The sequence below is a fragment of the Ralstonia sp. 110700041-2 genome (assembly GCF_056280165.1).
The window spans coordinates 1-20,653 of the sequence record NZ_JBSFAI010000025.1 but is presented as its reverse complement, the minus strand read 5'-3'; the positions used below and the strand labels follow the sequence as shown (position 1 = coordinate 20,653).

The window sequence follows — 20,653 nt, the reverse complement described above, 5'->3', positions numbered from 1 at the left end:
CGTATCAATGGCCGTGTTCGGCGCTGGATTTGCCAAGTTCGGCCTTCAGAACAAAACTGTTGGCGGCGGCGTAACGTGCGCCCGGCTTCAGGCCCTCGACAATCTCGATGACCTTGCCGTTTGTCCGGCCGACCTTCACCGGCTGCGGCACGAATCCACCTTGAACCGCGACAAAGACTACGCTCTCGCCATTGACGTCCTGGACGGCCTCGGTCTTCACCGCAACGGGCACCTCGACATCAGCACCGAATACGTCGACCGTGACGAAGAGACCCGGTCGCCAAGCCATCTGTGGATTGGTCAATGTTACGCGGGCCTTCGCCGTCCGCGTCTGCTCGCCCAGCAGCGAACCCACGTATGAAACGGTGCCATCTGCCTTCACATCGGACGATGCCGAATTGATCGACGCCTTTTCGCCGATGCGCACCCGCTCGACATCCTTGGCAGACACCACGAACTCGGCCCAGACGGACGACAGATCCGACAGCGTGAACACGTTGGCGTTGTCCGCCACCGCTTCCCCAAGCGAGATATGCTTTTCAACGATCATGCCGTCGAACGGTGCGCGCAGCTCGTAGCGATTGAGTGCCGTCGAGCTGTTGCTGGCGCCAATGGCGGTCAGCTTCTGCTGCGCGTTCTGGACACTGATCTGCGCTTCCTGCAGCGCGTTGCGGGCGCTCAGATAATCTTGCTCCGCAGAGATCTTCTGTTCCCAGAGCTTCTTCTCGCGGTCATAAGTGACACGCGCCAGATCCAGACGTTTCTGTGCTGCGAGCAGTTCGCTGCGCTGGTCAGAAAGTCCGGTGCTCGCGATGACCGCGAGAACCTGTCCCTTCTTAACCTGTTGCCCAATATTGGCCGGAACGCTCTCTACGACGCCAGCCAGTCGCGGCACCACGTGGGCTGTCTTGTCTTCGTTGAAACGGATTTCGCCGGGGAACTGGACGCCAGCCTGGACCTTTGCCGAGCCCGCGGTTTGAACCACTACCCCTGTCTTGGCCAGCTGGTCCGCTGTCAACTCAATCTTGCCTTCCTCTTTCGAGAGCCGCACGGCGAGTGGCGAAGACGAACCGGGCAAGGTCACATTTGCGGTCACGTCAAAGACATGGGGCTCGGCAACTGGCTGTTGGCTTTCCAGCGCGTCGCCAGACACCACGAACTTGAGCGCTTGAGACTCGCCCGTAGCCCGCACGAGCTGGCCTGTCGCTGCCACGCCATTTGCCACCGCCTTCCCAGACTTGCTAACCCAGAGCCGAATACGGGCCTCGCCCTTGGATTCGGCCGTGCCAATTTCGACGTCATAGCCATCACGCGAAAAGAGCGCGCCACCATTGGGGCCCTTCTTGACCTCGTGATGCTCGCCGTCGCCGTGTGACTTGTCATCCTTGTGGTCGGCTTCCGCCGCCTGCTTGCCATGGTGCTCGGTGTCGCCATGCCCCTTGGATTCCGAGTGCCCACCCTGCTCTTCCGGCGCAGAGCGCCCGCTCAGCAGAACGCCACCAGTCGCGACGCCGCCCACCAGTACGATGGCCGCAATGGCAGCCTTTTGTTTGTTCGAAATAGCCATGTTTTATGAATCCCGTCTTAACGTCCCAGAATGCGATCGATCGTGGTCGCCGCCTGATAGGTTTGTCCAAGCACGCCGAGATAGCGGATGCGTGCCTGGAACAGCGTGCGCTGGGCATCCAGGACGTCCAGATAATTGAACTTGCCGGCCTCGAAGCCAATGGTCGCCGCGTTGAAGGCTTGCTCGGCGCCTGGCAAGACGGTCTGCTTCAGCGTTTGTGCCGAGGCGCGCGATACCGACAGCTGGTTCGATGCCATCAGGAGATTTCGGGTCAGGCTGATGCGATTGGCCAGATATTCATCCTGGGCCTTGTCCGCCTGGCGAATGGCCGAATACAAGTTGCCCTGATTCCGGTCAAAAATCGGCAACGGGATCGCCACACCGATCACCGCCATGTTGCGGTTGGCTTCTGTATCTCGCTTGGCACCCAGACTGACTGTCAGATCCGGATACTGGCGGCTGCGCTCAACGCCCACCAATGCCTGGCGGCGGTCAAGTTCAGCGCGGCTTGCGGCCACCAGCGGTGAGTTTTCCAGCTCCTTCAGAAGGAGTTCAGGCGCCGGCCTGGATGGCAGCGCGTCCAGATTGCCCTGTGCTTCGGTAAACTGCGGCGATGCATTGCCCCACAACGCCGTCAACGCCTGACGGGCGGACTGCAGGCTCGCCGTTGCTTCGGCCAATTCAAGTTCGGCGTTGGCCTGTTCGACACGTGCCTTAGTTTCGTCAACCGGGGAGATCTTGCCGGCCGCGACGCGGCGTGAAGCGGCTTGCGCGCCCCTCGCAGCGATATCCGCGGAGCCAGTTGCCAGCTTGACGCGTTCCTGTGCGATCAAGACGGAAAAAAAGCTCTCGATTACCTGCGCCCGAATGTCACCGCGAACGCCAGCCAGCGTTGCCTGCGCCAGTTCGCGCGTCCTTTCCGCGGCATTGATACGAGCCGAGCGCTTGCCGCCCAGTTCGATGGGGATATTCATCTGGGCGGTGGATGTACGGGTGGATTTCCGCGTGTCCTCGACCAGCGTCTGGAGTTCCGGGTTCGGAATAACCCGGGCCTGCATGATCCCACCTTCTGTGGAATCGAGTTCCTTGGCGGCGGCGGACAGGTTGAAATTGCTTCCTGCCGCCAGCGACAACGCGGCCTCGAGGGTCAACGGTCCCGCCGCTTCCCTTGGGAAGACGGGCACCATGGACGTGCCGGTGTCAGATTGCGCTACGGCAAAGTTTGGGCTGAGAAATGCTACCGCCAGCCCGAGCGGCAGAAATAGTCTTCGCATCGAATTGCACCAAGGTATGTGACCAGGAGAATTCGGCGAGAGACGAAAGGAGAAAAAGAGTCGTCGTCTCGCCGATCAAGCGAGACGCTGCCACTGAGGACGGTCGGGAGCCCTGGCATTCAGAGACGAGAACTCGGACGCATGTTGAGTATCGGTCACTTCTACCCGATTCGCTATCAACACGTCCTGCGTCTGTCCATAGACGAACGGGAGGGAGACCAGATGGCATACCCCGCAGTCTGTATCCACGAATGGCTTTTTCTCGGCATCCGTTTTACCTTCCGGCTGCTGATGACGATGCTCGTGGTGCCCAAGGTGCCAAGTGGCCGTGGCTTTCTCGTGCTGACAATAGCGTGCCGCTGCCGCCCAGGAAAACTGGAACGGCAAAATGAGCAGCACGAAGATCAGAACGAAACGTCGCATTCCTTGGGAGACTGTGCGGGGGGCTTGGGGTTGAAGTACTAACGGCTGGGCCGTCGCCGAAGTTTACATGAATCCTCGATCACCAGCATTAAGAGCAGATTACGATTATCGCTTTCGCCTGCTCGTTTTGGGGTGCCGCTTTCGCCCCTCATCAGTCTTACGCTTGGGGGCGGGCCCATGCTTCCACCGCAAATAGACAGCGAACCCCACATACAGGACGATCAGGCCGACCAGCATCACGAGCATGCTCTCGACAACAGAATCGGAGACGTGAGCGTAGTGCATGGCTGTACGTGTATGCGGAGTTGCCCGCATCAGGCAAGCGTCACGACCGCCCGGAGGACGCCGGCGTCATGGAACAAATCAAACGACTCCACGACCACCGACAGGCCGAGAAACCAGACCGAGTCCGCAATATTGCGTTGAAAGGAAGACACATGGACCGTCCATGTCGACTCCCCCCTATACAGCGACAGACGGGGAAAGAACGCTGGTGTACGGCGTGCGTATTCGGCGAATTCCGGGAAGGCGGAAGCCAGAAAGCGGTCTTCCGTCCGGATGACAGCCGGGTACATCAGCGCAAATGCGAGCGCCAGGACTGCGGTAACCGCCAGCGACTCGGTCATCGCCCCTAGTCCGATAATGCCTAGCAAGTTGCAGACATAGAGCGGATGGCGACACAGTGAATATGGACCCGAGGTCACCAAGGTATTGTTCTTGCGCCCGGAAATGTACAACGCGCACCAGAGCCGCCCGACCGTGGCCAGGCTCACCCCCAACATCCCCAGCGTCAGCAGCAGCGGCGACACCCAGGTACCGTCCCAGCGAGAATGGCCAAAGACCAGACTTGCCAGGACAAACGTTACGACAACACGCCAAACGCCGATGCGGTGGCGTGTCAGGAAATTGTCCAGCGCCCTCGAGAGACCAGCGGGTTGGGACGGGGAGATTGAAGAATCGGTCATGCGGTTCGGGGGCTGGAGGAGAATGTCGCGCACTTCGAGTGGACACACTGGCGCGAAAACGAGCACTAATGGCCGGCATTCTAAGGTTGCCCTTCCGTTGTCAGGCTTTATTGCCGAAATGTAATACGTTGTTAATCTTGCCCCCGGGCCAGCGAATCCGGTTGTGTCATAGCTCGGCAATCTGACAGTCATCTTCTGCGACATAGACTGTCTTGGCCATTTTCAGGACACACCCAGAGACGCTCCGCAATGAACGACATCATCCGCACATTGAGCTCGGAATTCTCCGATCTCGCTAATGCTGCCGAGGCAGTACGTGCCGTCGTTCGAATGACCGTCTCTATCGTTTTGGGGGGCTTGCTGGGGTACGAGCGGGAGAGCTCGGGAAAATCCGCAGGCGTGCGCACTCACATGCTCGTCGCGCTGGGGGCATGCGTTTTTGTCGTGGTTCCCCTCCAGGCGGGCGTGCAGCTTGCCGACATGAGCCGCGTGCTTCAGGGTCTCACGTCAGGCATCGGATTCCTTTGTGCAGGGGCGATCCTGAAGCCGGACAATGAGACACACGTCAGGGGGCTCACAACTGCCGCGAGCATCTGGATTGCTGCCGCGATCGGCGTGGCCGCCGGCATGGGCCATGCGGTGACGGCCATCGTCGCGACTGCCTTCGCACTCATCGTGCTCAGAATCCTTCAAATGTCGAAGAAGTAAGACTCCCACTGCTCCCAAGCCACGTGCAGCGCGAATGCGCCAACTTCAGGTTCGGCCAGCATTTCCCAAACGTATGAGCGCGCTTAACAATACGCAAACTCCATCGCATGAGAATTTACCTGGATTACAACCTGTTTGCGTACCTTCACGAGGGCACGAACCCGGCTCTGCAAGCCAAAGTGAGCGCACTGTCCGATCGACATGAGTTTCCTTGCAGCCCGGCGCACATGGAAGAAATTGCCTCGGCGCTCGCAAGACCTTCGGATACTCCCCCGCTCGATCGGTTAGCGGCCGCTTTCTGCAAAATAGACGATGTTTCTCGAATTAGCCGGAACGTGCAATTGTCTCCGACGACGTTAGGCCCGATGGTTACGAAAGAAGAACAGCCTCTCGAGTGCTTTCTTCGGGTCATGCGGCACTATCGCAAAGAGCCGGTTGTCGAGAAGAACGACTGGTATACGCGGGACTCCGTAAAGAAGGGGTCACTTCAGAAAACGGAAAATATTGCACGCTAAGGCATGGAAGAGGACCACTGCTGTCCCCAGGGGCATTGGCCAGCCGATGGCAAGCAGGTAGAAACCAAAGTCGGGGGACTCCCGTTCTCAGAGATCGGCTAGCAGCAGGTAGGCGCGGTCGAGTTGCCGATGAGCTTCCTGCCGGCGATCCATCGCTTCTAGGGCGAGCAGGAGGTCCTCGGCCAGCTCGAAATCGCTTTCCTGGCATGCCCTTTCGAACACCGCAAAGACCTCTTCATACAACGTGCGCCCCGGAACGCCCATTTGACTAACCTCCGGCGGAAAATCCGATGCTCTCTGCCGACTTGGTCCTGCCACGCCGCAGGGGCTTCTGTCCCCCATGGTTAATATGGACGTTCCCACGGCAGGGAAGGTCAAGCATTTTTCCGGCCGCGGGCCGACCTATGGTTCGCAAGCCGCCGCGCGAGACGGTTAGTGCTCGCCCCCTACAGTTCGTCCAGCGACTAGTTACCCGCACCCGGGCGCAGCCGCACCACCAGCATCGCCGCCCACTGGATATGCGGCCAGGCCAGCGAATAGACGAATGTCTGGATCAGGGGTCCCCTTGATTTCGCCGCAATTTACCGGGGTAGCCACCCGTAGCAGCCATGCGGGTTCCAGGGTGATGCCCACCCTAAAACCCTAGTCAAATCAGTCACTTGCTGACTGGTCCTTTTCCCCTTGGTTTTGGAACGTTGACCGCCCCCGCCGCGCGGCCAAGCGCGCCCTGTGGCTGGAAGCCATTGTTTCCGCAAGATAACTAGATTTATCCGTCTTTGGTTTTCCCAAGCAACACATAAATGGCTTTTCTAACGTTAGGTATGTGCGTAAGATAGGCTGAAATGCGCCTCCGGAAACTGCCATGCCCCGCCTCGCCGCCACCCCCGACCAGATCCGCGCCACCGTGCTGGCCATGCTCACCGAGGCCGGCGACGCGGCGCCGCCCACGGCCGCACGCTTTCGCCGCGTGGTGTCGGTGCGCAAGCTGCGTGACCGCCTGGGCGGCGGTGACCCTGCAACGCTGTCGCGTACGCTCAACGCGATCGAGGCCGAGGTGGTGCGCTCGGGCCTGGCCGACCTCGCCCTGCCCGAGATTCCGGTCGAGATCGCCGAAGCGATGCGCGCGCTGTGGCAGGCCGCGGTCGCGGTGCAGCTCGACGACGTGGTGCGCCTGAAGCGCGAGGCGCAAGCCACAGCCGACACCGCCGAGGCCGCCCGCGCCGAGGCCGAACTGCGGGTCGAGCTGCTGCGGGCCGAACTGAGCGAGGTGCGCGGCCAGCTCGCCGCGCGCGACACCGCGCTGGCCGTAGCGTGCGCCGCCCAGGCGGCGGCGTGCGCGCGCGCCGATGAGCAAGCCGCACGCCGGGGCGAGCTCGAGGCGGCGCTGGCGACCGCCCAGGAGCGCGCCACGGCGGGCGAGCGCACCCACACCGAGGCGATCGCCACCACCCAGGCGCGCTACGAGGCGCTGTCGAAGCAGCTCCTGCAGGAAACCGCGCACCAGCGCGACGCGGTGCGGGCCGAGCGCGCGCAACTGGCCTCCCAACTCAAATTCGCCGAGCGGCGCATCGCCGCGCTGGAAGACGAGCGCGCACGACTCGACGCCGACCTGGCCAGCGAGCGGGCCGCGCGCCAGACCGCCGCGGGCGAGGCGAGCGCACTCAAGGCCGTCACCGCCAGCCAGCGCGCCCAGCTCGACGAGCTGCTGCGTGCGACCCTGGCCGCGGCGCCACCAGCGGCCAAGACGCGCGTGCCCAGATCGACGGGCAAGGCGGCCGCCAAGCGGACCGCCCAGTCATGAAGCCGGCCGACTGGATCGATACGGGCGCGGTGCCGCCGCGCCCACTGCCGGCCACCGTCGCGGCGGCCCTCGCCTACCTGGCGGAGGCACTCGGGCACCCGGTCTACGCGCACTGGACGCTGGCGCGCGTCAAGCGCCGCTATGGCTCGCTGGCCGACGCCAAGGCCGCGCAGCCGACCGTGCTCAAGCTGCTGCTGGCGCACGATGGGGCAGTCGAATACTGGGAGCGCGGGCGCCTGCGCACGGTGACGGCGGATCTGGCGCCCCGCCCGGAGACGGTCCTCGCGCGGCTGCTGCACACGCACCGGCGCCGCATCCGGTCCACCGCCGCCTTAGCGAGCGAAGCAACGGTGCCGACCGCCGCGGAAGCGAGGGGAGCTGTCGCGGCGAACCCGTGGCTGGCCGCTTACGGCCCTGCTGACCACGCGTGGCTCACGCGCGCCGGCCGCTTCGCCCAGCCGCACGCGGCGGCCAACACGCTCGGCGCCGCCGACGATGCACAGGCGCTGGCGCTCTTCCTGCGCGACCGAACCGGGCGCTCGCCCCACACGTTGCGCGCCTATGGCGCCGAACTGCGCCGCCTGATGCGCTGGTGCGGCGCGCACGAGCTTGGGCCGCTCTCGGACCTCACGCGCCAGCGGTTGCTCGGCTACCGGCACGCGCTGCAGCACGGGGAGACCGGCAGGGAGGACGCCGCGCCGCCCTTGTCAGAAGCGACCCGCACGCGCGCGCTGGCGGTGGTGGCAAGCCTCTACGGCTACTGGTACGACACCGGCTACTTGCATGCCAATCCGGCCGCGGGCCTGTCCGCCGGCAGCCGCACCCGGGCCGGCTTCGCGCCGACGCGGCTGATCCCGCCAGCGCTGCTGGCCGCGTGCGATGCCTGGCTTGAGGCGCCGGAGTTTGCCGCCGCCAACACGACCAACACGCTGGCGGCGCAGCGGCGGCGCGCGATTTGGGCGCTGTATCGTTACGCCGGCGTGCGCCTGGCGGAACTGGCCTGGTCGACAGAGATCGCACTGCCCCGCCTGGAGGCCGAGGCGCCCGGGCGGTGGACGCTCTATGTCTGCGGCAAGGGGCGCAAGGCACGGGCCATTCCGCTGCCGGTGCCGTGCGTGACGGTATTGCGCGCCTACCGACAAGCACGCGGCCTGCCGTCCGAGCCGCCGGCGCACGAGGCGCTGCCTGTAATCCACGGCAACAAGGGCGAAGCGCTACAGTCGGCAGGCCTGTACCGGGAGGTCAAGGCGATCTTTGCGGCCGTGGCCGATGGTCTGCAGGCGCGCGAGCCGGCGCAGGCGCTCTTACTGCGCGCGGCCTCCCCGCACTGGCTGCGCCATGCCTATGCGCGCACACTGGTGGTCGACCACCAGGTGCCGCTGCCGGCCGCCCAGGCGCTGCTCGGCCACGCCTCGGTGCAGACCACGGCGGCCTATGCCAGGACCGACCTGACGCAGTTGCGGGCCTTTGTCGATGCCACGTTTGCGGATGATGGGCCGTAGCGACAGCGCGCGTTGCCTTGTCGCATCGCCACGGCGCGGGTCGCTAGTCCCAGCAACAGCAGAGCTGGGGCGGTCAGCTCGATTGACACCGCCAGGTAGGCCGCAGACTTCGAGGGCACCAGCGGCACCCGGTAGTCCCCGCGGAACAGTTCGAGGGCGGTATTCCAGTTGGCCAGCTTGGCCATCGCCGAGTTCCAGACGGTTGGCTTTTTCTCAACCCGCACAGCAAGACAGTTGCGTGACGTCCTTGGCAAAGGTCTGCGCCGCGAGCTTCAGCCCCTCGACCATCGTCAGGTATGGGAACAAGTGGTCGGCCAGCTCTTGCACGGTCATCCGCGCCCGGATCGCCAGCGCCGCCGTCTGGATCAGCTCACCCGCTTCAGGCGCCACCGCCTGCACGCCGATCAGGCGGTCCGATCCTGCCTCGGCAACCAGCTTGATGAAGCCGCGCGTGTCGAAGTTGGCCAACGCGCGCGGCACATTGTCGAGCGTGAGCAGGCGGCTATCGGTCTCGATGCCGTCGTGGTGCGCTTCCGCCTCGCTGTAGCCCACGGTGGCGACCTGCGGGTCGGTGAACACGACCGCCGGCACGGCGCTCAGATCAAGCGCGGCATCGCCTCCGGTCATATTAATCGCCGCGCGGGTGCCGGCCGCCGCGGCCACGTAAACGAACTGCGGCTGGTCGGTGCAGTCGCCGGCGGCGTAGATGTGTTGCGCGGTGGTTCGCATGCCGTTGTCGATGACGATGGCGCCCTGCGCGTTGACCGTCACCCCCGCCGCCTCCAGTGCCAGCTCACGCGTGTTCGGCGCGCGGCCGGTGGCGATCAGCAACTGGTCGGCGCGGATTTCGCCGTGCCCGGTAGTGAGCACGAATTCGCCGTTCGCGTAGGCCACTTGGCTGGCCTGCGTGTGTTCCAGCACCGTGATGTCCTCGACACGGAAGGCGGCCGTGACGGCCTCGCCGATGGCCGGATCCTCGCGGAAGAACAGCGTGCTGCGGGCCAGGATCGTGACCTGACTGCCGAGCCGGGCGAAGGCCTGCGCCTGCTCCACGGCCACCACCGACGAGCCGATCACGGCCAGCCGCTTAGGAAGGATGTTGCTGGCCAGCGCCTCGTTCGAGGTCCAGTACGGGGTGTCCTTCAGACCGGGGATCGGCGGCACAGCCGGACTGGCACCAGTAGCGATCAGGCAGCGGTCAAACGCCACCTCGCGCTCGCCGCCTTCGGCCAGGCGCACGCTCAAGGTGTGTCCGTTCTGGAAGCAGGCCTCGCCGCGCAGCACCGTGATGGCCGGCGTGCTCGCGAGGATGCCCTCGTACTTGGCGTGGCGCAGCTCATCGACACGCCCCTGCTGCTGGGCGAGCAGGCGCTCGCGCAGGATCGCCGGTGGCGTGGCCTGGATGCCCCCGTCGAACGGGCTTGCGCGGCGTAGATGGGCAATGTGGGCCGCGCGGATCATGATCTTGGACGGCACACAGCCAACGTTGACGCAGGTGCCGCCGATGGTGCCGCGCTCGATCAGGGTCACCTCGGCGCCTTGCTCGACGGCCTTGAGGGCCGCCGCCATCGCGGCGCCGCCGCTGCCGATGACGGCGATGCGAAGCCCGCAGCCTTCGCCTGCGGATTTCTCACCGCGGCCCAGCCAGCCGAACGCCTTGTCGAGCAGGCTGCCGCGCTTTTCCGCCGGCGGGGCCTCGGCGAGCATGGCCCGGTAGCCGAGTCCGGCCACGGCGCCAGTCAGCGCATCTGGCGACGTGCCGGGTTCGGCGGCGATTTGCGCCGTCCCCTTCGGGTAGGACACGACCGCAGACCGCACGCCCGGCACCTTCTCCAAGGCATCCTTGACGTGGACGGCGCACGAGTCGCAGGTCATTCCAGTAATCTTCAAGTGGGTCATACCACAGTTCCAATGTTCACTTCGGCAGCGGCCAATGCGGTCAGCCGCGCTTGACCGGGGGTTCACAGGCGTTCGGTGCCCCGCAGCGCTTTGCCGGCGAGATGAAGTCCCAGATCGATACGCCGACCATGAAACTCAGGCCGACATAGAGCAGCGCCTCGCTGCGCCGGCCAACCGTCAAATACACCGCCGTCAGTACCAGGAGTGGGCCGATCACGCCGAGTGCGGTCCGTTGCCACTGCCGATGGCTAAACCAGGCAGTCGCATTGGCGAGTAGCGCGATACCAGCGAACACCCGCAGCAGAACGCTAATGAACAGCCCTTCGTACTGGCTCAGGAAGCCTAGGCCAATAGCCGCGCCCAAGCCGGCGATGGCGGGAAAGCAACTCGCGCAACCCATCGCCGAGACGATACCGCCGAGCGCCCCTGCCTTGTTGGTCACGCGCGTGATCCGTCCCATGCGGTCACTCCCATGTTCGATCCGGGGCTTACCGCTTGACGCTGGACGGATAGCCCGCGTCCTCGGTCGCCTTGGTCAGTTTCTGCACGCTGGTCTTGGCATCGTCGAAGGTGACGACGGCCTGGCGCTTCTCGAAGCTCACTTCGGTCTTGGTCACGCCGTCGACCTTGGAGAGCGCCTTTTTGACCGTGATCGGGCAGGTTTCGCAAGTCATGCCCGGCACGGACAGCGTGACGGCTTGCATGGCGGCCCACGCCGGAGCAACGGCGGCGAGAGCGAGGGCGGCAAACAGCTTCTTCATGGCGAACTCCTGATCAGTAGAACCATGGCATCACGTAGGGAAAGCCGAGCGCAACCAGAACCAGCAGGGCGACGACCCAGAAAATGAGCTTGTAGGTGGCGCGTACCCGCGGGATAGCGCAGGCCTCGCCCGGCTTGCAGACTTGCGCCGGGCGTAAAACGCGCCGCCAGGCGACGAACAGAGCCAGCACTGCGGTGCCGAGAAACAGCGGCCGATATGGCTCCAGCGCCGTTAAATTCCCGATCCAGGCCCCGCTGAAACCGAGCGCGATCAGGAGCAGCGGCCCCAAGCAGCAGGTGGAGGCGAGGATTGCGGCGATGCCACCGGCAAAGAGCGCACGGCGCCCGGCTTGCAGTCGTGACATGCGTTTTTCCTTTCTTAGTAGGTAGGGATAGCGTAACCTTACTTCCGTACTTATGTACGGAGTCAAGCGATATGCGGAGCGGATTGGAGAGCCTGACCATCGGCGCCTTCGCCAAGGCGGCTGGTGTCAACGTGGAAACGATCCGGTTCTACCAGCGCAAGGGGCTGCTGCCAGAGCCAGATAAGCCCGCCGGCGGGATTCGTCGCTATGGCGAAACGGATGTGGTCCGGGTGCGCTTCATGAAATCGGCGCAGCGGCTGGGATTCAGTCTGGAAGAAATCGGTGAACTGCTTCGCCTGGAGGACGGCACCCATTGCGAGGAAGCGAGCAGCCTAGCCGAGCGCAAGCTCAATGACGTGCGCGCAAAGCTGGCCGACCTGAGACGCATGGAGGCCGTGCTGTCCGAACTGGTGGGCGCCTGTCATGCCAGCCAGGGTAACGTATCCTGCCCGCTGATCGCAGCGCTGCAAGCGGGATAAGTGCGCCAAAGGACGTAGTGGACGCGGGCTACGCTGCCCCAGTTCGTTCCGGCTTCTTTTGTACGGCTTCGGCGCAGCCAGCCTCATATGCCCCGTATCGAGGGGCAAGCGACCTAGTCGAGTCAGACATCGTCGGGGGGACAAAGCGGCACCAGCGGGCGCAGCGCTTGCAAGGCGCGCTTGTGCTGTAAGATCCAGTCGTACATTCCTCTACGACGCCCTCGGCTTGGCCAACGAGGGGCGGCCCAGTGGTTGGATACGACAATGTGGCGCCGTGTAAGTGCCATGCCGGTGTTGGCCCTGCCCGAGAACGGTCGTGAAGTCGTAACGCCGGTGAATTGCGGGTTCAGGCAGCGCTAGGCCAACGCACCTCCGGAAGCGATCGCAGCGGGCGGAATTTTCCATCTTGGAGCTTTTGGCTCTGACGCCACACGTAGTCGCCGGTCAGGTTGATGTGTTCCCAGCCGAGCGGCGACAGGTACGAAAACAGGGACGGATCGATGGGCATGCCGCGCTCCACCAGCGCCTGCACGGCACGTTCAAGGTAGACCGTGTTCCACAGGACGATGGCCGCGGTGACCAGGTTCAGTCCGCTGGCACGGTAGCGCTGCTGTTCGAAGTTGCGATCGCGGATCTCGCCAAGCCGGTAGAAGAACACGGACCGTGCCAAGGCGTTGCGCGCTTCCCCCTTGTTGAGCCCCGCATGGGAGCGCCGACGCAGTTCCAGGTCCTGCAGCCAGTCCAAGGTGAATATCGTCCGCTCGATGCGGCCGAGCTCGCGGAGGGCGACCGCCAGTCCGTTCTGTCGCGGGTAGCTGCCGAGCTTGCGCAGCATCAGCGAGGCGGTGACCGTGCCCTGCCGGATCGACGTCGCGAGGCGCAGCACCTCGTCCCAGTGCGTGCGAATCAGTCTCTCTTTGTACGCGCCGCCGATCATAGGGGCCAATGCCGGATAGTCGTCAGGATTGCCGGGGATGTACAGCCTTGAGTCCGCGAGGTCGCGAATGCGCGGGGAGAACCGGAACCCGAGCAGATGCATCAGGGCGAAGACGTGGTCCGTGAAGCCGTTGGTGTCCGTGTAGTGCTCCTGGACCCGCAGGTCCGACTCGTGGTACAGCAGGCCGTCGAGCACATAGGTGGAGTCACGGACGCCGACGTTCACCAGCTTGGAGTGATACGGCGCGTACTGATCCGAGATGTGCGTGTAGATCATCCGGCCGGGCTCCGAGCCATACTTTGGGTTGACGTGGCCGGTGCTTTCGGCACGGCCGCCCGCCTTGAATCGCTGGCCATCCGACGATGAGGTGCTGCCATCGCCCCAATGGGCAGCGAACGCATGGGCGGACTGCGCGTTGACCAGATCCGCCAGGCCCTGAGCATAGGTCTCGTCCCGAATATGCCAGGCCTGCAGCCAGGAGAGCTTGGCGTAACTGGTGCCCGGGCAGGATTCCGCCATCTTCGTTAGCCCGAGGTTAATGGCGTCGGCAAGAATGGTCGTGAGCAGCAGCGTCTTGTCGGCGGCAGGCTCACTGGTCTTCAGGTGCGTGAAATGCCGGGTAAAGCCGGTCCAGCCGTCGACTTCCATCAGCAGTTCCGTAATCTTGACGCGCGGCAGCATGAGCGCGGTCTGATCGATCAGGGTCTGCGCTTCCATCGGGACGGCCGCATCGAGCGGCGAGATCTTCAGGCCCGACTGAGTGATGATCGCGTCCGGCAGCTTGTTGGCGGCGGCCAACCGGTTGGCGGTGGCCAGCTTCAGTTCAAGCAGCCCGCGCCGCTCGCTCAAGTAGCGCTCGCAATCGGTGGCGATGGGCAGGGGCAGCAAGCGGCTCTGTCTGAGTGCGACGAATTTCTCGGCGGGCAGCAGGTACTCATCGAAATCCTTGAACTGGCGCGAGCCCTGGACCCAGATGTCGCCGGAGCGCAGGCGGTTTCTGAGTTCGGACAGCGCGCACAGCTCATAGTAGCGACGATCGATGCCGTTCTTGGTGCGTACCAGTGGCTCCCAGCGCTTCTTGATGAAGGAGGTCGGCGCGTCGGCCGGGACTTTGCGCACATCGTTGACGTTCATCGTCCGGATCGTATCGATGGCAGCCAGACTGCCGCCGTGCGGCCTGATCAAATATTGCGGCGCCATCAACATTGCGTGGCGCTGGTGCCGACTCTACTAGATTAAAGCGTATCGCCCGTAGGGCGGTGAGCGCTGCGAGTTGTACTTCCAGCAAGTTTTGCGCCCGGCCGTCCTTCGCTGCTGCTGGCCGACTGCGCACAAGTCGGCGACGTTGCAAGGCGGCGTTTGCCTGAAGCGACGCAATCAGGATGTCAAGGCGGGAGAGGTTAATGATGGCTAGATGATTGTTAGGCATGATGCATGAAGGCGAGGTCCGATAACAAAGGCACGCTGGCCGACGGTCAAACTGGCGGCGACTCCGCCGCCAGTTCGCCGCATTCCGCTACCGAATGAGCCGACCCAGCTACCATAGTGCTCCCGGCTGCGCCAGCCGCGCGGCAGGCTCAATCCGATCAACGCAAGCCCTGCGACGGCCCCAAATGCCGCCGCCGCGGAATTTCCGCCGCTGAGCACCCACGGTGCGATGACCAACCAAGCGCCAAAGCCGACATTGATCCAGCGCAGTAACCTTGCTACCTCTGCGAGCGCGGCCACAGCGACAACAATTACGAGCGCACCGATCAAATGATCGCTGTCCGCTAACGGCGGAATGGTGCCAAACAACAGGCGCGTGAACATCAGCGCGATGCCAACTCCGACACACGCAACCAGTGTCCAGGGCCATTGCACACCACGCAACGCCGACGCCATCGCGTCGGACAATGCGCTATCGAAACCGGGACGCCGGTCGCGCTGGCTTCCTGGCGAGGCGCCGCCCACGAAGAAGAGGCGAAGTACCGGCTCGCCGCGCCGATGCGCTTGTCCCAGAAACTGACCCATTGCAACCAGTTCATCCAACGTATAAGGGATCATCAGCGTCCTTGCGCCCGCAGCGATCAGGCACAACGTGCACCAGGTCCCGATCACGATTGGCTGGATAATGATGAAATAGATGCTCACCACGCCAAGGGGCACGACGACGATCCCAAATGCCGCCACCATCCAAGGCATGGTGCGCCAACGCTGGCGCCCACCCATCGCGCCCATCAACACCTCCAGCAGATAACTGACCGCGCCAAGGCCACCGTCCGGAATCGGCCAGGACCGGGACACGGCGGAGGTAATAATGGTTTCCGTCCCGTTTTTTTGCGCGTCAGGAGAAAAGAACGGCTCCCAAACCGCCGCCGCATGGCCGAGTTGATACGCCGTGAGCTGGCGTGCGATCAGGAACCCGAACAGGGCCAGCCCGATAATGGGCAGCCGCTGCAAATAGGTGGACGGCGAGTACGTCCACCCGACCGGCAGATCGGACTGGTCCTTCATCGACGCCATGCTCATGCCTGGCATCATGGGTACGAGGATGGCAAAGGCGATGAGGAAGCCGCCGACGATCACATCGTTGTTGTAGACGGCCGGGGACGGCGCCCAGAACACCAGTGGCGCGAACAGCAACCAGAGCCCGACACAGGCGTTGCCCCACTGCGCCCATGAAAAGCGACGCGAAAGAGACAATGTGGCGAAGCCCATGATCAGGCTGCCGCTGGCCATGTCGCTCCAGCCCAGCCACGTCATGCGCAACGCAGGGGGCGCAAGACCGCGTTCTGCGGTCACTTGCATTACCAGCGTGCCAAACTCCCGAGTATCAAAGGCGCCCAAGACAAAAGGGCTTGTGAGTAACCAGGCACCAAGCAAGATGTTGAGATAATGCGCCCATAACAGGCTGTAATGGGCGTCGCGCATATGCTGCGCGTGCTCGTGCTCGTGCTCGTGCTCGTGCTTAGCGGCGGAGCCGCTGATTTCCGGCGCGCCCTTGACGGTCACGCTGCCGTGTCGCACCACGGGGTGATGGTCGGCGATGATGGCCGTGTTTAGCCGGTTAGCGCGATACCAACTGACCGGGTCCTGCTTCAGCGCCGCGATGATGCGAGGCATCGTTTCTAGAATTCGGCGCTCAGGCCGCCAATTTAGCCTCTCGCGCGCGCTGGCGCTGTCCACTTCATAATGATCGCTTGCCAGGCATCGCAGTTCCGGGTCAGAGGCGTCACCGACATTTCGCGCATGCTGGCAGCGTGAGTAAAGGCGCGCCCCGACGCCGGCCTGCGGCCGCATCGCTTCGCCCGGGCCATCCAGTGCGTGCAAAATTGCTGCCCGCAGTTGCCTTGGTGTCACTGCCTCCTCCTCGGCAAGCACTAACGACAACTTGCAAGGCAACTGGCCGCGCGCTGCGACAGCGTGCGCGACCGCCGCTGCCGCGTCATCGACGTGCAGGAACACATGGGCGGTGTCCGGATGTGCGTCGGCCCGGGCGACAAGGCTGGACTCGTAGCTTGCCGCGATCTGCTGCACCAGGAAAGCGTTATGACCGAGATCGTCGTAGAGCGGCGCGAGCCGCAGCATCAACCGCGGTACGGCGCCGAGTTCGTGCTGGAGCAGGTGCTCCGCCCTGATCATCATCGCCCGCAATGGCGATTTGGGATCGATGGGCGAGGCTTCATTGATCGGATTGCCGGGTTGCGACGGGGCATGGACTAGCAAGGTGCCGGCCAGCACGAATTGACCCACCGCGCACCGCAGCAATTCAACAATGATGCGTTGCAGGTTGCCGACAAGGTCGAGTTCCGCCGCGATCCGCTGCACGCTGCCGTCCGCATTGGGCGCGTCTTCCATCTCGCTGACCACATAGACGACCGACGTTATAAGCTCGCCGTGACCGGCTATCACCGCATCGAATGCCTGCGCCATATCTTTTTCACGTGTCGCGTCGATGCGAAGCGCTAGCGCACTGGGGAACGCTGCGGCAAGGTCTTCGCCATCGAGCGCGACCACACGGTATTGCTGCAACAGGCGCGCCACTACGGCGCGGCCGAGCAGCGATCCTGCCCCCACTACCAAAATCGTGTCCGTGCTATGTGCCAACGCCGACTCCTTGCCGGGGTGTTATCTGACTATCATGAAGAGACCGAGCAGGCCAGCCACGGCGGCCACACCGATCGCTGCGGACACTTGCCAGCGATGCACGCAGATCCACCACTGCGCACTGGTTGACTTCGCTTGATTGTCAAAGCGGCCATGTGCTGCAAACAAGCCCACGACCGGTACAAACAGGTTATCGGCCCGATCGGGGTGGGCGGGTTCCTGGGTCTGCTGTGCCTCATAGGCCTGTCTGGCCGCCACACGATCACCCAGGCCTGGGAAAAATCGACTGGACAGAATGGTTTTGGCGGCTGGCCAGCCCACCCATACCTCGCGAGGGCCGTGCGTGGCTGCCCAGACAATGGCCTCGCCGGCGATTTCCGGCTGGAATATTGGCGGCACTGGTTGGGCACGGCGTGGCAACTTGCTGCGGCACCAATCGAATTGCGGCGTATTGAACGCCGATAAATGCACCATCGTCAGTCTCACCGACGAATGATCGTGAACGAGTTCCGAACGCAGGGAATCGGTAAAGCCACGGATCGCCGCCTTCGCCCCACAGTATGCTGACTGTAGCGGGATGGACCGATAGGCCAGCGCCGAGCCGGTCTGCACAATACAGCCATGATTGCGCGCCGACATGCGTTTCAGCGCGGCCAACGTGCCATGCACCGCGCCCAGATAGACCACTTCCGTGACGCGGCGATACTCGGCCGCCGTTGTTTCGGCGACCGGCGCAAACACGGTCGTCGAGACATTGTTCACCCAAATCGTGATCAGTCCCAGTTCGAGCTCAATGCGCGACGCTGCTGCCTCCACCTGCTGGGCATCGGCGACATCGACGGGGATGCCCAGCGCCAGGATCCCCAGGTCGCGCAATTCGCTACAGACCCGGGCCAGGCGATCCGGCTCTCTTGCCAGGATTGCGATCCAGTCCCCGCGCTGCGCAAAGGCCCGCACGGCAGCGAGCCCCACGCCTGCGGTGCCACCGGTGACGACAACAACGTTGGGCGGATGCATTCAGGCCTCCCCGCGTTGCTGCGCTTGCTGAATGTCCAGCGCAGCCTGGATCAGTGCCAGATGGGTATAGCCTTGCGGATAGTTGCCCAGCAGCGCCTTGCTATCCGGGTCGATCTCTTCCGCGAATAAGCCGAGATCGCTGGCAAACGAGCAGATGTGCCGAAAGAGTTTGATCGCCTCCTTGGCCCGGCCTTGTCGGGCCAGGACTTGTACCAGCCAGAAGCTGCAGATGGCGAGGGTCGCCTCTTCTCCTGGCACGCCATCGTGGATGCGGTACCGATAGACCAGCGAATCCTTGGTGAGATCCCGCTGAATGCGGGCCACGGTTGCTTTCACGCGCGCGTCAGTTGGGGGGAGAAAGCCGGTCAGCGGGATCAGTAGCGCGCTCGCATCCAAAGCTGGCGATCCGAAACTTTGCGTGAACGCGCCAGTCCCGTGGTGAAACCCCTGCCCCTCGATGACGCGACGCAGCGCGTCCCGTTCGAGCTTCCAGACAGCAACGTTTCCGTCGAGTTGCCCAGCCTGTGCCAGCGCAATGGCACGGTCCAACGCGACCCAGCACATCAGCTTGGATGATACGAAATGCTGGGGCACCCCGCGCGTTTCCCAGAATCCTTGGTCCGGCTCACGCCAGCGCGCCGCGGCGGCGTCGGCTAGCCGGGCGAGCACGCGCCGCATTGGGGCGGACAGTGTCATTGGCATGCCCTGTTGGCACACCCAGGCCGCGTCGAGGACATGCCCATAGACATCCAGTTGCACCTGTTCCGCCGCCGCATTGCCGATACGCACCGGACGGGACGCACGGTACCCGTCAAGATGGCGAAGCTCCTGCTCAGGCAGGTTCGGGCTGCCATCGATCCGGTACATGATCTGCAGTCGTTTGAGATCGCAAAATCGCTCGATCCAACGAAAGAAGTCCATTGCGGCCTCGTGATGGCCCAGCGCCATCAACGCGCGCAGCACCATGGCCGAGTCGCGCAGCCAACAAAACCGATAGTCCCAATTGCGGCTGCTACCGATCCACTCCGGCAGCGAGGTGGTTGGCGCCGCCACCAGTGCTCCGGTCGGGCCAAACGTCAGCAACTTGAGAACACAGGCGCTGGTGCGCACTTCTCGTTCGAAGGGACCGCGATAGGTGCATTGCTGCTGCCACTCGCCCCAATGTCGTAGGGTCTCATCAAGGACCGCCTGGGGGTCGTGCACAGGCCGGTCCGGCCCGTCTTGTTGGAAGGACGCAATCGCCCACAGCGGCGCGCCGGGCCGCACGATGGCCACGCCTTTGGCGCGGTGCGCTTCGGTCGCCAGCGGCAGCGGCGGCGAACATACCAGGCTGAGACGTTGGTGTTCGCATACAGCGGTCACGCCATGCGAACCGACTTCCCATTGGTGGGGCTTGCGCGCATAGTCAAAGCTCGGACTGAACACTAGTTCCACCCTCACCTCGCCAACGGTCGCCTCAATGCGCCGCAACAGCCGATGGCACTCGGGTGAGTCATGGTCCAGCCGACTGCGTGCGAGACGCTCGCTATGCATGAAGTCGGTCAGGCGAAGGATCCCGCCGCTGGCTTCAAACATGGTTTCCAGTACGCCCCCTGGGACCCGGTAATAGCGCGAACTGATCGCACGACCCGTCGGCCGGATTTGAAAGTAGCCTCCTCGGTTAGCATCGAGCAATCTGCAAAATACGGCGCCGGCGTCAAAGTGCGGCATACAGCACCAGTCGATGGATCCCGACGTGCTCACCAACGCCACGCTATGCGTGTTGCCAATGACGGCATAGTCGGCAATGGGCGGATACCTGGGGTTGGTGAACACTCCGTCTCCTTGACCCTCGCCACGCTGGCAACACGCGTTGCCGAGGTCGGGATCCTGGCTTACATCTGGCGCTAGCGCGGGAAAGAACTACAACGCGCTATGCCTGCCGTTACACGGCTCAAGTTCGCGGCGTGCCATGGCTTCACCACCCGAGCCGCGCGTTGCCGTCCAAGATCGAGTCGTTGGGCTACCTGGATCTACGCCATGGCGCGACAGACCTGCGCGCACTCCTGACAGGCACGTGCGCACTCTTGGCAATGCTGCGCTTCGTGCTTGGCGCACTCCGTCCCACACTCTTCACAGACCTTCGCGCACAGCGCGCATATCGCGCGCGCGTACTGGCTGTCGCGCGCCATCATCGCCGCGGCATAGGCACATGTTTCGGCACAGTCCAGGTCGAGTGCGATGCAGCGTTTCATGGCCTCAACCTCTGGCTCACGCAGAGTAAGCACCCGGTGAACCCGTCTTGCCAGCTAGGTGGCGCTGGGCGTCCAGCGATGCGGGAGCAGTTCGGCGATGTCGGCCGCCTTGTGGGTC

The 20,653-nt window shown here is 63.6% G+C and carries 17 protein-coding genes and 2 pseudogenes; 4 read left to right on the top strand and 15 right to left on the bottom strand.

The annotated features are described in order from the left end of the window. Nucleotides 1-4: 4 nt before the first annotated feature. From czcB to czcN, 4 genes are all read right to left on the bottom strand, one after another. Nucleotides 5-1,567, bottom strand: coding sequence for a heavy metal efflux RND transporter CzcB (czcB, locus tag ACUXH0_RS25965; protein WP_004635340.1), 1,563 nt, complete (start codon nucleotides 1,565-1,567; stop codon nucleotides 5-7). A 17-nt stretch (nucleotides 1,568-1,584) separates the two neighbouring features. Beyond that, nucleotides 1,585-2,841 (bottom strand): heavy metal efflux RND transporter CzcC, encoded by a 1,257-nt coding sequence (gene czcC, locus ACUXH0_RS25960; protein WP_004635338.1) that lies wholly within the window; start codon nucleotides 2,839-2,841, stop codon nucleotides 1,585-1,587. Nucleotides 2,842-2,916: 75 nt separating this feature from the next. Then, entirely contained in the window at nucleotides 2,917-3,264 is a 348-nt protein-coding gene (czcI, locus tag ACUXH0_RS25955; RefSeq protein WP_137924345.1) for a CDF family cobalt-zinc-cadmium transporter CzcI, read from the bottom strand. A gap of 314 nt (nucleotides 3,265-3,578) precedes the next feature. Next, nucleotides 3,579-4,229, bottom strand: coding sequence for a heavy metal efflux RND transporter CzcN (gene czcN / locus ACUXH0_RS25950; RefSeq protein WP_020206397.1), 651 nt, complete (start codon nucleotides 4,227-4,229; stop codon nucleotides 3,579-3,581). A gap of 249 nt (nucleotides 4,230-4,478) precedes the next feature. On the opposite strand from czcN, the gene ACUXH0_RS25945 reads away from it, so the two are divergent. Then, the gene (locus ACUXH0_RS25945; RefSeq protein ID WP_004635330.1) at nucleotides 4,479-4,937 is read left to right on the top strand and encodes an MgtC/SapB family protein; all 459 of its coding nucleotides are present in this window, start codon (nucleotides 4,479-4,481) and stop codon (nucleotides 4,935-4,937) included. Between the two features lie 602 nt (nucleotides 4,938-5,539). Here the strand turns inward: ACUXH0_RS25945 and ACUXH0_RS25940 are convergent. Beyond that, nucleotides 5,540-5,716 carry a hypothetical protein gene (locus ACUXH0_RS25940; RefSeq protein ID WP_004635326.1) on the bottom strand — a complete coding sequence of 59 codons (177 nt, stop codon included), beginning with the start codon at nucleotides 5,714-5,716 and terminating at the stop codon, nucleotides 5,540-5,542. Between the two features lie 598 nt (nucleotides 5,717-6,314). Here ACUXH0_RS25940 and ACUXH0_RS25935 point away from each other — a divergent pair. Together ACUXH0_RS25935 and ACUXH0_RS25930 are read left to right on the top strand one after the other, a co-directional pair. Beyond that, nucleotides 6,315-7,253 carry a DNA-binding protein gene (locus ACUXH0_RS25935; RefSeq protein WP_004635320.1) on the top strand — a complete coding sequence of 313 codons (939 nt, stop codon included), beginning with the start codon at nucleotides 6,315-6,317 and terminating at the stop codon, nucleotides 7,251-7,253. Continuing rightward, the gene (locus tag ACUXH0_RS25930) at nucleotides 7,250-8,755 is read left to right on the top strand and encodes a tyrosine-type recombinase/integrase (RefSeq protein ID WP_004635319.1); all 1,506 of its coding nucleotides are present in this window, start codon (nucleotides 7,250-7,252) and stop codon (nucleotides 8,753-8,755) included. Before ACUXH0_RS25935 ends, ACUXH0_RS25930 begins: the two co-directional genes overlap by 4 nt. A 23-nt stretch (nucleotides 8,756-8,778) precedes the next feature. Here ACUXH0_RS25930 and ACUXH0_RS25925 read toward each other — a convergent pair. From ACUXH0_RS25925 to merT, 5 genes and pseudogenes are all read right to left on the bottom strand, one after another. After that, nucleotides 8,779-9,009, bottom strand: a pseudogene (locus ACUXH0_RS25925) (DoxX family membrane protein); the annotation flags it as partial. Further along, a complete protein-coding gene (gene merA, locus ACUXH0_RS25920; RefSeq protein WP_182594974.1) occupies nucleotides 8,969-10,654 on the bottom strand; it encodes a mercury(II) reductase in 1,686 nt (561 codons plus the stop codon). The pseudogene ACUXH0_RS25925 and the gene merA, both read right to left, overlap by 41 nt. Before the next feature lie 40 nt (nucleotides 10,655-10,694). Continuing rightward, the gene (gene merC, locus ACUXH0_RS25915) at nucleotides 10,695-11,114 is read right to left on the bottom strand and encodes an organomercurial transporter MerC (RefSeq protein WP_062799381.1); all 420 of its coding nucleotides are present in this window, start codon (nucleotides 11,112-11,114) and stop codon (nucleotides 10,695-10,697) included. A 28-nt stretch (nucleotides 11,115-11,142) separates the two neighbouring features. Further along, the gene (gene merP, locus ACUXH0_RS25910; RefSeq protein ID WP_062799383.1) at nucleotides 11,143-11,415 is read right to left on the bottom strand and encodes a mercury resistance system periplasmic binding protein MerP; all 273 of its coding nucleotides are present in this window, start codon (nucleotides 11,413-11,415) and stop codon (nucleotides 11,143-11,145) included. A gap of 13 nt (nucleotides 11,416-11,428) precedes the next feature. After that, nucleotides 11,429-11,779 (bottom strand): mercuric ion transporter MerT, encoded by a 351-nt coding sequence (gene merT / locus ACUXH0_RS25905; RefSeq protein ID WP_062799386.1) that lies wholly within the window; start codon nucleotides 11,777-11,779, stop codon nucleotides 11,429-11,431. Between the two features lie 71 nt (nucleotides 11,780-11,850). Between merT and merR the strand changes: the two genes are divergently transcribed. Further along, nucleotides 11,851-12,258: an Hg(II)-responsive transcriptional regulator gene (gene merR, locus ACUXH0_RS25900; protein ID WP_062799388.1), complete on the top strand. Its 408-nt coding sequence runs from the start codon at nucleotides 11,851-11,853 to the stop codon at nucleotides 12,256-12,258. A 346-nt stretch (nucleotides 12,259-12,604) separates the two neighbouring features. Here the strand turns inward: merR and ACUXH0_RS25895 are convergent. The 5 genes and pseudogenes from ACUXH0_RS25895 to ACUXH0_RS25875 all read right to left on the bottom strand — a co-directional run. Beyond that, nucleotides 12,605-14,356 (bottom strand): annotated as a pseudogene (locus ACUXH0_RS25895) (Tn3 family transposase); the annotation flags it as partial. Between the two features lie 249 nt (nucleotides 14,357-14,605). After that, nucleotides 14,606-17,284: a vitamin K epoxide reductase family protein gene (locus ACUXH0_RS25890; protein ID WP_182594973.1), complete on the bottom strand. Its 2,679-nt coding sequence runs from the start codon at nucleotides 17,282-17,284 to the stop codon at nucleotides 14,606-14,608. 21 nt (nucleotides 17,285-17,305) lie between these two features. Beyond that, nucleotides 17,306-18,301, bottom strand: coding sequence for an SDR family oxidoreductase (locus ACUXH0_RS25885; protein WP_053821783.1), 996 nt, complete (start codon nucleotides 18,299-18,301; stop codon nucleotides 17,306-17,308). Then, nucleotides 18,302-20,116: a glycoside hydrolase family 15 protein gene (locus tag ACUXH0_RS25880; RefSeq protein ID WP_053821782.1), complete on the bottom strand. Its 1,815-nt coding sequence runs from the start codon at nucleotides 20,114-20,116 to the stop codon at nucleotides 18,302-18,304. A gap of 197 nt (nucleotides 20,117-20,313) precedes the next feature. Continuing rightward, nucleotides 20,314-20,568 (bottom strand): four-helix bundle copper-binding protein, encoded by a 255-nt coding sequence (locus ACUXH0_RS25875; RefSeq protein ID WP_473241715.1) that lies wholly within the window; start codon nucleotides 20,566-20,568, stop codon nucleotides 20,314-20,316. Nucleotides 20,569-20,653: the final 85 nt, after the last annotated feature.

What these genes read in the sequence shown, in the direction of transcription:
- czcB (WP_004635340.1), bottom strand. Translation starts at nt 1,567, where the DNA reads ATGGCTATTTCGAACAAACAAAAGGCTGCCATTGCGGCCATCGTACTG.
- czcC (WP_004635338.1), bottom strand. Translation starts at nt 2,841, where the DNA reads ATGCGAAGACTATTTCTGCCGCTCGGGCTGGCGGTAGCATTTCTCAGC.
- czcI (WP_137924345.1), bottom strand. Translation starts at nt 3,264, where the DNA reads ATGCGACGTTTCGTTCTGATCTTCGTGCTGCTCATTTTGCCGTTCCAG.
- czcN (WP_020206397.1), bottom strand. Translation starts at nt 4,229, where the DNA reads ATGACCGATTCTTCAATCTCCCCGTCCCAACCCGCTGGTCTCTCGAGG.
- ACUXH0_RS25945 (WP_004635330.1), top strand. Translation starts at nt 4,479, where the DNA reads ATGAACGACATCATCCGCACATTGAGCTCGGAATTCTCCGATCTCGCT.
- ACUXH0_RS25940 (WP_004635326.1), bottom strand. Translation starts at nt 5,716, where the DNA reads ATGGGCGTTCCGGGGCGCACGTTGTATGAAGAGGTCTTTGCGGTGTTC.
- ACUXH0_RS25935 (WP_004635320.1), top strand. Translation starts at nt 6,315, where the DNA reads ATGCCCCGCCTCGCCGCCACCCCCGACCAGATCCGCGCCACCGTGCTG.
- ACUXH0_RS25930 (WP_004635319.1), top strand. Translation starts at nt 7,250, where the DNA reads ATGAAGCCGGCCGACTGGATCGATACGGGCGCGGTGCCGCCGCGCCCA.
- merA (WP_182594974.1), bottom strand. Translation starts at nt 10,654, where the DNA reads ATGACCCACTTGAAGATTACTGGAATGACCTGCGACTCGTGCGCCGTC.
- merC (WP_062799381.1), bottom strand. Translation starts at nt 11,114, where the DNA reads ATGGGACGGATCACGCGCGTGACCAACAAGGCAGGGGCGCTCGGCGGT.
- merP (WP_062799383.1), bottom strand. Translation starts at nt 11,415, where the DNA reads ATGAAGAAGCTGTTTGCCGCCCTCGCTCTCGCCGCCGTTGCTCCGGCG.
- merT (WP_062799386.1), bottom strand. Translation starts at nt 11,779, where the DNA reads ATGTCACGACTGCAAGCCGGGCGCCGTGCGCTCTTTGCCGGTGGCATC.
- merR (WP_062799388.1), top strand. Translation starts at nt 11,851, where the DNA reads ATGCGGAGCGGATTGGAGAGCCTGACCATCGGCGCCTTCGCCAAGGCG.
- ACUXH0_RS25885 (WP_053821783.1), bottom strand. Translation starts at nt 18,301, where the DNA reads ATGCATCCGCCCAACGTTGTTGTCGTCACCGGTGGCACCGCAGGCGTG.